The 11,741-nt window shown below is 39.2% G+C and carries 11 protein-coding genes, 1 other RNA gene, 1 pseudogene and 1 CRISPR repeat array; of the genes and pseudogenes, 11 read left to right on the top strand and 2 right to left on the bottom strand.

Features of this window, described 5'->3' with window-relative positions:
* Window positions 1–617: 617 nt before the first annotated feature.
* Window positions 618–1,049: a CRISPR direct-repeat array (repeat unit 36 nt; unit sequence GTTTTAGAGCTGTGCTGTTTCGAATGGTTCCAAAAC).
* Window positions 1,050–1,319: 270 nt separating this feature from the next.
* From ACVPON_RS00910 to ACVPON_RS00880, 7 genes and pseudogenes are all read left to right on the top strand, one after another.
* Complete coding sequence (locus tag ACVPON_RS00910; protein ID WP_462875095.1) at window positions 1,320–1,475, top strand: hypothetical protein; 156 nt, start codon at window positions 1,320–1,322, stop codon at window positions 1,473–1,475.
* A pseudogene (locus ACVPON_RS00905) lies at window positions 1,460–2,439 on the top strand (ISAs1 family transposase). Before ACVPON_RS00910 ends, ACVPON_RS00905 begins: the two are co-directional and overlap by 16 nt.
* A gap of 168 nt (window positions 2,440–2,607) precedes the next feature.
* Window positions 2,608–2,784 (top strand): 30S ribosomal protein S21, encoded by a 177-nt coding sequence (rpsU, locus tag ACVPON_RS00900; RefSeq protein ID WP_000048054.1) that lies wholly within the window; start codon window positions 2,608–2,610, stop codon window positions 2,782–2,784.
* A 65-nt stretch (window positions 2,785–2,849) separates the two neighbouring features.
* Window positions 2,850–3,866: a UDP-glucose 4-epimerase GalE gene (gene galE, locus ACVPON_RS00895; protein WP_462875089.1), complete on the top strand. Its 1,017-nt coding sequence runs from the start codon at window positions 2,850–2,852 to the stop codon at window positions 3,864–3,866.
* Between the two features lie 125 nt (window positions 3,867–3,991).
* On the top strand, window positions 3,992–4,576 hold the full coding sequence (locus ACVPON_RS00890) for a hypothetical protein (RefSeq protein ID WP_462875087.1): 585 nt from the start codon (window positions 3,992–3,994) through the stop codon (window positions 4,574–4,576).
* A gap of 61 nt (window positions 4,577–4,637) precedes the next feature.
* Entirely contained in the window at window positions 4,638–5,735 is a 1,098-nt protein-coding gene (locus ACVPON_RS00885) for a S8/S53 family peptidase (RefSeq protein ID WP_462875085.1), read from the top strand.
* A 10-nt stretch (window positions 5,736–5,745) separates the two neighbouring features.
* Window positions 5,746–5,925: a hypothetical protein gene (locus ACVPON_RS00880; RefSeq protein ID WP_462875083.1), complete on the top strand. Its 180-nt coding sequence runs from the start codon at window positions 5,746–5,748 to the stop codon at window positions 5,923–5,925.
* Between the two features lie 444 nt (window positions 5,926–6,369).
* Here ACVPON_RS00880 and mscL read toward each other — a convergent pair whose 3' ends face one another.
* Window positions 6,370–6,753 carry a large conductance mechanosensitive channel protein MscL gene (mscL, locus tag ACVPON_RS00875; RefSeq protein WP_462875081.1) on the bottom strand — a complete coding sequence of 128 codons (384 nt, stop codon included), beginning with the start codon at window positions 6,751–6,753 and terminating at the stop codon, window positions 6,370–6,372.
* A gap of 162 nt (window positions 6,754–6,915) precedes the next feature.
* Between mscL and dnaG the strand changes: the two genes are divergently transcribed.
* From dnaG to ACVPON_RS00860, 3 genes are all read left to right on the top strand, one after another.
* Window positions 6,916–8,706 (top strand): DNA primase, encoded by a 1,791-nt coding sequence (gene dnaG / locus ACVPON_RS00870; protein WP_462875079.1) that lies wholly within the window; start codon window positions 6,916–6,918, stop codon window positions 8,704–8,706.
* A gap of 2 nt (window positions 8,707–8,708) precedes the next feature.
* Entirely contained in the window at window positions 8,709–9,827 is a 1,119-nt protein-coding gene (rpoD, locus tag ACVPON_RS00865) for an RNA polymerase sigma factor RpoD (RefSeq protein WP_462875078.1), read from the top strand.
* Between the two features lie 187 nt (window positions 9,828–10,014).
* Complete coding sequence (locus ACVPON_RS00860) at window positions 10,015–10,338, top strand: metal-sulfur cluster assembly factor (RefSeq protein ID WP_462875076.1); 324 nt, start codon at window positions 10,015–10,017, stop codon at window positions 10,336–10,338.
* 262 nt (window positions 10,339–10,600) lie between these two features.
* Here the strand turns inward: ACVPON_RS00860 and ACVPON_RS00855 are convergent, their stop codons facing one another.
* On the bottom strand, window positions 10,601–11,194 hold the full coding sequence (locus ACVPON_RS00855; RefSeq protein ID WP_462875074.1) for a TVP38/TMEM64 family protein: 594 nt from the start codon (window positions 11,192–11,194) through the stop codon (window positions 10,601–10,603).
* A gap of 103 nt (window positions 11,195–11,297) precedes the next feature.
* Between ACVPON_RS00855 and ssrA the strand changes: the two genes are divergently transcribed.
* Window positions 11,298–11,645: a transfer-messenger RNA gene (gene ssrA / locus ACVPON_RS00850) on the top strand.
* Window positions 11,646–11,741 lie beyond the last annotated feature (96 nt).

Genomic DNA, 11,741 nt, shown 5'->3' with positions numbered 1-11,741 from the left:
TACAACCATGACCGTTTTCAAGAGCGCAACAACGGCCTTGCACCTCTTGAAATGAGGAACAAGGCCGTCGCTTAAATCTTTTATTATTTCATTGTCCACTTGACAGGGAGCAGTTCAAAATGAAGTACTACTCTGTAAGTAAAGTGACTATCTCTGAATGGATAAGAAAATGTCAGAGTGATAGGGTAGTTGGTTTTCAAGAAAGTCAGACATGGAAATGATATGACCGCCCACTAAAAAATAAGCTATTCAAGGTTACGTAGAGGGGAAAGGAAGTCTAAGGAGTATCGTTACAGCTTATGACACATCAATACTTCTATTTTTAGAAAGTAGATAAAATCGGTATACCAGTGGTAAGCCCAACTAATTAGGTAAAAGAGTAAGCTGAATGAAACAAGGGCGTAAAACTACCCTTGGGGAGAGGGGGGAGATTGTCGACTTAGACTAAGAAATTGTTGCTTTTGAAAGATAAAACCTCATATTATATGCTTGTAAGTATTGATTTAACAAGCTGTTTAAGGTATAATTAAGATAAAGAAATGGAATTATTTGAGGCTGAAGTCTAGCTGGGATGAATGGCGCGATTACGAAATGTTCTAGACAAAATTGTCTACGAGGTTTTAGAGCTGTGCTGTTTCGAATGGTTCCAAAACATTATCAATAACCTTAAAAATTCTGGTGCTGTTTTAGAGCTGTGCTGTTTCGAATGGTTCCAAAACTAAATTAGATAGTAAAATAGGTCAATTTATGTTTTAGAGCTGTGCTGTTTCGAATGGTTCCAAAACAAAGAATCTTCCAAAACTTTTTTCACAGCTGTTTTAGAGCTGTGCTGTTTCGAATGGTTCCAAAACTATTGGTAGTTTTTTGAATTATTTAAGTTAGTTTTAGAGCTGTGCTGTTTCGAATGGTTCCAAAACTAAGCTTGACGGTTTAGCTGTCGATGAAAAGTTTTAGAGCTGTGCTGTTTCGAATGGTTCCAAAACTTTTGCTAGTTTTTTAATTATTTCTAGTGTGTTTTAGAGCTGTGCTGTTTCGAATGGTTCCAAAACCATACGCTAAAAATCGCTTGGACAGTCGCAGTTTTAGAGCTGTGTTACTTGAGTGGGTCTTTTTGTCATCCTTAACTCAATCCTTTGCATTCTAACTTAGAATAACAGACGGGACATTTTTACGTTCGACCTAACTGGGACAATCACTTTCGAATGATACACTACAAACATTTTTCCACGTCAAACGCATGAAGAAAATATTGTTTTTAGAAATCGAACATCATGCTAAACCTCACTCGAAGTAGTAGACTAGAATAGAGGTGAACTATAATGAATGATTTTCTTTTATCCATTGAGGAACGCAAAGAAGAGTACGACAGTCGTCAAGCTTGGAAAATTCGCTATCCCTTATCTACTATTCTCTTTTTAGTTTTCGTTTGTCAATTGGCAGGGTTGAAACGTGGAAAGAGATGGAAGATTTCATAGAAATGAACGAGTCTGTCTTGGGAGACTACGTTGACTTGAGTGTTGGCTGTCCTTCTCATGATACCTTGGAACGTGTTGTGAGTATGGTCAATCCAGATTTCTTAAAAGAACTGAAACTGTCTTTCGAAGCTAATTCGGAAACAACTGATTTTTCCAAATTGATTGCCGTTGATGGTAAAACGATTCGGGGGAACCGCGGAAAACACCAATCTCCTACTCATATTGTCACTGCTTATGACGGGGTAATCGGATTAGTCTTGGTCAGATAGCAGTTGAAGATAAAAGCAATGAAATCACAGCCATTCCACGCCTCTTGCGTCAACTAAACCTTCGTAAGAGTGTTGTTACGATTGGCACCCAGACAGACATTGCGGACGTGATTATAGGCGGTAAGGGGGATTACTGCTTGGCGGTCAAAGGAAATCAAGGCAATCTCCATGAGGATATTGACCTCTATTTTAGTGATGCCAAATTATTATCTAAGTTGACAGAGAAAGGTTGGTATTATCAGACCATCGAAAAGGCACGCAGTCAGATTGAAGTGAGGGACTATTGGGTTTCTCACGATGTGAAATGGCTGAGCCAACGACACTCAAAATGGAAAAACCTTCGTGGGATTGGGATGACTAAGAATACCATTGATAAAGACGGTATCATTACGGAAGAAGTTCGTTCCTTTATCCTCAGTTTCAAGAGTGATGTGCAGACATTTTCACAGGTTGTTCGCGGTCATTGGTCGGTTGAGAGCCTGCATTGGTTGTTAGATGTGGTTTACCGAGAAGATAAGAACCAAACCTTAGATAAACGAGCCACCTTCAATCTAAACGCTATTCGTAAGGTCTGCCTTCATCTCTTGCAAATGATGACATTCCCTAAGGAAAAGCTGAGTTACCGCCGTAAACAACGCTATATTTCTGTCCATTTGGAGGATTATTTGTCACAATTATTTGGAAATCGCGGATAAGGTGCTTGTACAAAGGTAGATGCCAAGTTTAAAGCAGTTATTTCCAGGTACAAAAGGAGAGAAGAAATTTTTCATGCGTATGGTGTGACATTTTTCAAAAATATCTTGACAAAGTTGCCATATAGCAGTATAATAGAGTGTACTTTGAAATTGAGGGGAGTGAAAATAATGTCAAAAACAGTTGTACGCAAGAATGAATCACTTGATGATGCTCTTCGTCGTTTCAAACGTGCGGTTACTAAAGCTGGTACTCTTCAAGAAACACGCAAACGCGAATTCTATGAAAAACCATCTGTAAAACGTAAACGCAAATCAGAAGCAGCTCGTAAGCGTAAAAAATTCTAATAGTTGAAAAACAGCTCTCAGGCTGTTTTTTCTGCTTTATCCATACTTATATAAAGGAGTTTTTCATGAGTGTCTTAGTAACAGGTGGTGCAGGCTATATCGGTAGCCATACCGTTGTCGAATTGTTAAAGCTAGGAAAAGAAGTGGTAATTGTTGATAATTTATCCAATTCAAGTTTGTTAGTCTTAGATAGAATGAAGGAAATTACAGGGAAGGCTCCGATATTCTATGAGTTGGATGTAGCAGATAAGGCTGGTCTTCGAACTGTATTTGAAAAAGAAGAGATTGAGGCTGCTATTCACTTTGCAGGTTATAAGGCAGTTGGTGAGTCGGTTGAAAAACCTGTTATGTATTATGAAAACAACATTATGACTACCTTAGCCTTAGTTGAAGTGATGGCAGAGTTTGGTGTGAAAAAAATAGTCTTTAGTTCTAGTGCGACTGTTTATGGGCTTCACAATCCCTCTCCATTGGTTGAGACCATGCCAACTAGTGCAACCAATCCCTATGGTTATACTAAAGTTATGTTGGAGCAGATTCTTCGAGATGTTGAAGTAGCTGATCCTGAATGGAGTATTGCGCTTCTGCGTTATTTCAACCCAATAGGGGCACATGAGTCTGGTTTAATTGGTGAAGACCCTGCAGGTATTCCAAATAATCTGATGCCTTTTATAGCCCAAGTAGCCGTTGGAAAACGTTCTGAATTGAGTGTGTTTGGCAATGATTATGATACGGTAGATGGAACGGGTGTCCGTGACTATATCCATGTTGTTGATTTAGCACTTGGTCATATCAAGGCATTAGAAAAAATTGCAGATACCAGAGGTGTCTATACCTACAATCTTGGATCTGGTCAGGGAACCAGTGTACTTGAGCTTGTACAAGCTTTTGAAAAGGTCAACGGAGTGCCTGTCCCTTACAAGATTGTCGACCGTCGACCTGGTGATGTGGCAACCTGCTTTGCCAATGCTGACAAGGCTCTTGATGAACTCCATTGGAGAACAGAAAAGACAATAGAGGACATGTGCCGTGACACATGGAATTGGCAGTCTAAGAACCCGAATGGGTATGAGAAAAAATAAAATAAAGGGAAGTTGGAAAATCCAACTTCTTTTTTTGCAATAGATATTGATGTTTTTATAAAAGTATGATACATTCTATTTGTAATCGGGTACAAATAAAATGTATTTTAAGAAAGGAGTCTACTATGAAAAGGATAAGTAGATTATTAGTTGTTTGTATTCTTTATGTTTTTATTCTATCATTCCCTTTAGCTAGTACAAGAGCAGATGATGGGGATTATCATGCTCATTCTGAAATCATGAGTGAAATGTCAGAGGCACAGATGCGTTTTGAAAAACAAATAGAAGAAATAGAAGCTCGTCAAGAACCTTTGTATTCCTTGGAGGAAATCGTACGTCTACCAGATGAGGTATTTCCAAATGTAGATAAGGAAGAGATTACTAAAATCAAGTCAATGATTCAGCATTGTTTAAAAGAAGGCTCGGATTTGAAGCATATTCGTGTACCATTGAGTATGGTCTATATTGATAAAAGTCAAGAGCAGTCAGATGCAGTACTAGCTGGAGGAGGATTGCCTTATTGTTTGGATGATAATGGCTGGGGATATGAAAATTTCATTACATCTGATTGTAATATTGCTATGGCAATTGTCCAACAGTGTACCTATGAATCTATTATAAAAAAACCAGATTTACGTTACTGCAGAGCCGATTTATATCGGAATTGTTCTCCTCGGATTGGCCATAGTCCATTTTGGCACTCTCATTAGTCAGAGTGAGAGATCGGGGATAGGGAAGTCCTATTCCCTTTTTTAGAAATGGAGGTATTTGATGAAAAAGTGGTTGAATGGGATTATAGTATGTTTTTTACTTACTACTTTAGGAGTATCTATCTATTTTAGACAGGGATTTGAAGGACATTTTATAGGAAATTATACAGGTTTTATTGTCAACCATCAGCATACAGGTTGGGGAACTTCTTTATATTATTTGAAAATCAATCCTCAAACTCCTCTGGAAAAGCAGGTCAAGGTAGGGATTATTGACTCAGGAATAACAAAAGAAGCAGAAGAGGAGTTGAATGTTGTAAAGCATGTAAAAATAGCTGAAAGTCAGTCTAGTTTTGACCAAATAGGACATGGAACGAAAGTCGCTAGCATCATTGGTGCTAAAGATAACCATGTCTTGACGTTGGGACTAGCACCTAATGTTGAAATCTTTTCATACAAGGTGGTAGATGATCAAGGGAAGATTCATGTGCAGGATATTGAAAAAGCAATCGATGCAGCCTTAGCAGATGATGTTGACGTCTTAAATATCAGTATGGTCTTAAAAGAATTGCCACCGAGCTTGAAAGCAAAGGTTAGGAACTTCGTAGAGGGACAGCGATTTTTAGTAACACCAGTTTATGATCTGAGGGATATAGAGTATGTGAATCCATTGGTTAGCTTACCAGGGGTGATAGGTGTAGGAGTATTTAATGAATCTTTACTAATCCTAAAAGAGGTGGACAATGCCTACTATGCTCCCTATTCTCAGGAAGCTTTATCCTTGCAAAATCAAATTATTCGGGTTGAAGGTTCTTCATATGCTGCTGCTTTTGTCAGTGGTAGTATAGCTCACTTAGCTATGACAGGTCATTCTTATGAGGAAATTCAAGAGCGGTTAAAGGAATTATTTAGCAAGGAAGGAGTTGCTAAAGTTCATCATCCTCTTATGGATTTATATGACCAGTATACTGGATTGGTGATTGATGCTTATACTCTATTAGGCTTGGGCATGATTGTTTTCTTGCTTATCTATATTGTTCTAGTAAGTTATGATACAAGAAAGAATAGGCAGAGGTTGAGGTATTACACTACAGAAATTCTTGTAATGGTAGCTCTGCTCATATTGTTCGCTTTTCTTATTTTACCGAATCAAATGTAGGAGATTGGATATGCTTGTTAAATTAGGCTTGTTGCTCTTATTTGTTGCTTTACAGTTATATTGGATAAAGACCCGTCCAGTAGATGAAAAAAAGCCGATTGTCATTTTTAGAATGCTGTTTCTTTGCTTTTTCTCTTTATGGTTGATTCTTTATGTGCTATTAGGCTATGCGGGAAGTATTCAGTTTTAGAATCCTTGGTTTATATCGAACAGTAGACAAGCTGTAACCGGCTAAAACTGAAATATCTGCATTTTATTCTTACATTCTATTTTAAAACGAAAGCGCTATATAAATGATACCGGATATTGATATAGTTGTTTGGTTTACTTTTAGTACTAGGCAAGGAGCTGCAGGCTGCTTCAACAGTCTAATGACTGTTGAAGGTTGGAAATCGTACTGACGATAGTCAGTAACAATCGTAGAGTACGGCAAAGCGAGTTCCAATCATCTAGAAGATGATTGGAAGTTGGAAATAAGGAAACGTAGTTTCCACAAATCATCTAGAAGATGATTGGAAGTTGGAAATAAGGAAACGTAGTTTCCACGATTGTCAAAGTAATAAAAGGTAAACGAAATGAGGATATTAGTGGAAGGCATGCAAAAAAGACAGGTTATCCTGCCTTTTCTTTTTAATTATTTATTTTTCAATAAATCGCGGATTTCAGCCAACAATTCTTCTTGGCTTGGTCCAGTAGCAACAGCTTCTTCAGCAACTTCTTGTTTTTTAGTAAGGCTTTGTGCTTTTTCCATTGCCTTGACGATGAAGAAGAGAACAGTACCAACGATGACGAAGTTGATGATAGCACTCAAGAAGTTACCGTAGGCAACACCATTCCAACTAAGTTCAGCGATTTTTTCTGCACCAGCGGCTTTCAAAGCTGGGTTTAGGAAAAGTGGTGTGATGACATCATTTACTAGAGATGTAATAATATCCCCAAAGGCACTCGCGATGATGACACCGACTGCCAAGTCAACAACATTACCACGAAGTAAAAATGCTTTTAAATCTTTTAACATATCCCAAATATGTCCTTTCATAAAAATTACTATTCTTCATTATATGCTGAAATGGTTTTTTTTACAAGTATTTTGGCTTGGAAATTTTACAATCTTACAATTTTAGTATAAAATAGAACATGTTATAATGGCTGGTACCTTGCACTGGAAGGAGGTGACTTGATGATTTCGAAAGAGAAAATCAATGAAATTAAACAGGCAGTCAACATTGTCGATATAATTGGTGAAGTCATTTCCTTGGCGAAAACAGGTCGCAATTTTTTAGGTCTTTGCCCTTTCCATGGGGAAAAAACCCCCTCCTTTAATGTAGTTGAAGAAAAGCAATTTTTCCATTGTTTTGGATGTGGGAAGTCAGGAGATGTTTTTAAGTTTATCGAAGAATATCGTGGGATTCCCTTTCTTGAGAGTGTCCAGCTGGTAGCTGAAAAAGCTGGAATTCAGTTAGAACAGCAGAAAGTAGTGGAACAGGCACATCGCAAACATCCTCATCAGGTACTCTTTGATATTCATACCGAAGCCGGGAAATTTTACCATGCCCTCTTAATGACAACCAAGATGGGGGAGGAAGCTAGAAGTTATCTGTATCATCGTGGACTGACAGATGATGTCATCAAGCATTTTCAGATTGGCCTAGCCCCGCATGAACAAAATTATCTCTATAGGCATTTGTCTGCTAAATTTGAGGAGCAGGACTTGCTTGCATCAGGTTTGTTCAATCCTGCTGAAAATAATCTTATCTATGATGCTTTTCAGAGTAGAATTATGTTTCCTTTGACCGATGAATATGGTCGTATCTTGGCCTTTTCTGGTCGTATTTGGCAGCAACGGGATATTGGCAATAAGCAGTTGGCAAAATATAAGAATAGTAGAAGCACTGCCATCTTCAATAAAAGTTATGAACTCTATCATCTAGACCAAGCTAAGGCAGTCATGAAAAAAAGCCATGAGGTGTACCTTATGGAGGGCTTTATGGATGTGATTGCGGCTCATCGTGCTGGTATTGATAATGCGGTTGCTTCAATGGGAACGGCATTGACGAAAGAGCATGTCCAGCATTTAGCCAAGTTCTGTAAGAAAGTGGTTTTGACCTATGATGGAGATGCAGCAGGGCAGGCAGCAACAGCAAAGGCACTGGATGAATTGCAGGATTTTCAAGTGGAAATTGTCAGTCTACCCGATCATTTGGATCCAGATGAGTTTTTAGCAAGGCATTCGGAGGAAACGTTGCATCAAGTCTTGACCAGCAGTCGGATTAGTGATGTGGAATTTTTGATTCAATATCTTAGACCTGCAAATCTTGATAATTTGCAAGGGCAGATTGAGTTTGTTGACCAAATCGCACCGATTATTGCTAAGACGAAGTCCATTACTGCTCAAAATTCCTATATTTACAAAGTGGCGGACCTATTGCCTGATTTTGACTATGGTCAGGTAGAGGCAGCAGTCAATCACCTGCGCTTGCATGAACGAGAAGAACGCAGCCAAATAGCGCAAGGGCGAGGGAATACGAGGAAACAGTCGCTTATTGAATTGCCTCAAACAGTGCGCTTATCAAGCCTAGTCCGGACGGAAAACCACTTGCTCAATCGCATGATGACCCATCCTTATATCTTAAATGATTACCGATTGAAGGAGGACTTTTTCTTCTTTACACCAGAATTACAGGTTTTATTTGGTTTATTAAAAGAACATGGAGAGGTAACAGCCTATGACTTGGCGCAGCAAACTGAACAGGTTCAACGGGCTTGGTACCAGGTCTTGGAGGAAAAGTTACCAGAAGAAATAGGCAGGAGCGAGCTTGAAGAATTAGAAAGGCGACGTCAGCAGGAACAGCTGAAACGAGAAAATCAGCAGAAGTCACGTGTCATTCGGGAACAAGTCCATATGGGCAATACTGACGCGGCACTAGATGAGTTGGCACAACTTATTGCATATAAAAGAAACATGGAGTAACTATGACAGCAAAAAAAGACAAAAAACAAGAAGTAACCACTTTTGATGTTCAGGTAGCGGATTTTATTCGCACTCATAAAAAAGAGGGAACTGCAACAGATGACGCAATCAATGATCAATTAGTCATTCCGTTTACGCTTGATGCAGACGGGATAGATGATCTCTTGCAACGGATTCAAGATGCAGGGATTGCGATTGTAGATAAAGACGGAAATCCAAGTGCACGCGTCTTACAGGTAGAGGAAGAGCCTGAGTTGACAGATGAGGAGCTACTGGGGAGCAACTCTGCCAAAGTCAACGATCCGGTGCGTATGTATTTGAAAGAAATTGGGGTTGTCCCCCTCTTGACTAATGAGGAGGAGCAAGAATTGGCGCTTGCAGTAGAAGCGGGTGATCCAGAAGCAAAGCAACGCCTAGCAGAAGCCAATCTCCGTTTGGTTGTTTCGATTGCTAAGCGCTATGTCGGTCGAGGTATGCAGTTCTTGGATTTGATTCAAGAAGGAAATATGGGTTTGATGAAGGCTGTTGACAAGTTTGATTATTCCAAAGGGTTCAAGTTTTCGACCTATGCAACATGGTGGATTCGTCAAGCTATTACCCGTGCTATTGCGGATCAGGCTCGTACTATTCGGATTCCGGTGCACATGGTAGAAACAATCAATAAATTAGTTCGTGAACAGCGTAATTTGTTGCAAGAATTAGGTCAGGATCCAACACCAGAACAAATTGCTGAACGTATGGATATGACCCCAGATAAGGTTCGTGAAATTTTAAAGATTGCTCAGGAGCCTGTTTCTCTTGAAACACCGATTGGGGAAGAAGACGATAGCCATCTGGGTGATTTTATTGAAGATGAAGTCATTGAAAATCCAGTAGATTATACCACCCGGGTCGTCCTACGTGAGCAATTGGACGAAGTGTTGGACACTCTTACCGATCGTGAAGAAAATGTCCTTCGTCTCCGCTTTGGACTTGATGATGGAAAAATGCGCACCCTAGAAGATGTCGGGAAGGTCTTTAATGTCACCCGTGAGCGTATTCGCCAAATTGAAGCCAAAGCCCTTCGCAAGCTCCGTCATCCAAGCAGAAGCAAACCATTGCGTGACTTTATTGAGGATTAGAAAAGTCCAGTGGACGTTTCTAACACACGCCCAGAAATGGAAAAGCGAGCATGTTCGAAGAACCGTTTTAACGCTCACCAAGAAACGAGATAGTGGGCAGGATCTGTAGAGTATTTTACTACTCGCTTTCCAGTAATGGCTTTTGTGAAATTGCCCATATCACACATAATAGTAGGAGATATTATCAATGGCTTATACAGAAGAACAAGTGAACGAAATTCAGGAACGGATTTTCCATGCCTTAGAAGAAGTCATTGATCCTGAATTAGGAATTGATATTATCAATCTTGGTTTGATTTATGAAATTCGTTTCATAGATGGAAGAACAGAAATTGATATGACTTTAACAACCATGGGATGCCCTTTAGCGGACTTGATTACAGATCAGATCTATGATGTCTTAGATACCATTCCAGAGGTGACAGAAGTAGATGTTCGTCTAGTCTGGTCACCAGCTTGGACTGTACAAAAAATGAGTCGCTATGCGCGTATTGCCTTGGGGATTAAATAATACTCTTTAAAAATCAAAAGGATACTCGGTCAACTTGCCTTGGTGAAGGCTCGTTCTCCCTTCGACTTCGATTATGATTATAAGAAAATGAGCGGTGCTACTCTCATTTCCAACCTTTCACAATTCTTCATTGTGAAAGCTAGTCTACTTTTGATTTTTATTGAGTATAAGAAAACGCTTCGTTAGATAATCTATCGTCCCGAAAAACGAGAGTTGAGCTCTAATTTTTTTGGGGGTGATGTAACATTCTAACGAAGTGTTTTTATTTTATAAATTGTTGTAGCCATTGACCACCGTAAATCCAGAAGAAGCTATAAGAAATGATGGAGATGGGACGGCACAGGAGGATAATGGTGATGAATTTGCGGTAACTCATACTGGTTAATCCTGTAATCATGACCACAATATCAGCTGGTGAGACGGGCGATAGCATACAGAGAATGAAGAAAATTTCATAACTCTTCTTATTGTCAATCTTACTTTCGTACTTGTAGAAGGTTTCTTCTTTCATAAAAAGCAAACAGAAGGCTTTGCCGTATTTTCGCGCTAACCAAAAGAGAATGATGCTCCCGATTGAAATGCCAATGTAGTTGACGACAAAGCCCCACCAGTGCCCAAAGACAAGGAAGCCAACAACGGTTGTCACACCTCCTGGGATAATCGGAAAGACTACTTGAATAATCTGAATGAAAACATAGGTTAGGCTCCCAAATGCTCCGTGGCTTCTAATCGTATTGGCTAGGACGTTTTGGTCGTTTAAAATGCCAATTTTATAGAGCCAGAAAACAAGAAAAATACTTGCAATGAGCGTGAGAATACTGAGTATCTGAAAGGTTTTTTGCCAAAATTTATACATACCATTATTCTACCATAAAATCCTATAATTCTGAAAATAGAAAACTAAAATCTGTTGCTATTTTTTTTCTAATCTGATATACTGATACAGTATTTTTAATGAAGGGGTCGTTACGGATTCGACAGGCATTATGAGGCTTGTTCTGCAACTCATCTAGCGGATGTAAAACGCCAGTTAAATATAACTGCAAAAAATACAAATTCTTACGCATTAGCAGCTTAATAACCTGCCTGCGTGATTAGTGGCGGATTGCTTGTGTCTGCTATCTAGTCTTAAATGAGCAAGCTACGTTAGAACTGTGTCAGTAAGTTCTAAAGGAGATACACTGAATCGCTTGTATGGGGCTTGAGTTATGTGTCGCATAGAGGTTAAACCAATACATAACCTATGGTTGTAGACGAATAAGTTAGCAGGTGTTTGGACGTGGGTTCGACTCCCACCGGCTCCATTATCTATTTTTATTCTTTTATAAAAGTGGCTCTTTGTCAACTGTAGTGGGTAGATGAAAAGCTAACACCTAGAGAGGACGAACTTGGTTCTCTCTTTC

Source organism: Streptococcus sp. 1F3 (assembly GCF_054968985.1).
This window is presented reverse-complemented; position numbering and strand designations above follow the sequence as displayed.

Bases quoted from the DNA above. Each gene is read 5' to 3' on its own strand.
- rpoD (WP_462875078.1), top strand. From the start codon at position 8,709: ATGACAGCAAAAAAAGACAAAAAACAAGAAGTAACCACTTTTGATGTT.
- mscL (WP_462875081.1), bottom strand. From the start codon at position 6,753: ATGTTAAAAGATTTAAAAGCATTTTTACTTCGTGGTAATGTTGTTGAC.
- ACVPON_RS00885 (WP_462875085.1), top strand. From the start codon at position 4,638: ATGAAAAAGTGGTTGAATGGGATTATAGTATGTTTTTTACTTACTACT.
- ACVPON_RS00860 (WP_462875076.1), top strand. From the start codon at position 10,015: ATGGCTTATACAGAAGAACAAGTGAACGAAATTCAGGAACGGATTTTC.
- dnaG (WP_462875079.1), top strand. From the start codon at position 6,916: ATGATTTCGAAAGAGAAAATCAATGAAATTAAACAGGCAGTCAACATT.
- ACVPON_RS00855 (WP_462875074.1), bottom strand. From the start codon at position 11,194: ATGTATAAATTTTGGCAAAAAACCTTTCAGATACTCAGTATTCTCACG.
- ACVPON_RS00890 (WP_462875087.1), top strand. From the start codon at position 3,992: ATGAAAAGGATAAGTAGATTATTAGTTGTTTGTATTCTTTATGTTTTT.
- ACVPON_RS00910 (WP_462875095.1), top strand. From the start codon at position 1,320: ATGAATGATTTTCTTTTATCCATTGAGGAACGCAAAGAAGAGTACGAC.
- ACVPON_RS00880 (WP_462875083.1), top strand. From the start codon at position 5,746: ATGCTTGTTAAATTAGGCTTGTTGCTCTTATTTGTTGCTTTACAGTTA.
- rpsU (WP_000048054.1), top strand. From the start codon at position 2,608: ATGTCAAAAACAGTTGTACGCAAGAATGAATCACTTGATGATGCTCTT.
- galE (WP_462875089.1), top strand. From the start codon at position 2,850: ATGAGTGTCTTAGTAACAGGTGGTGCAGGCTATATCGGTAGCCATACC.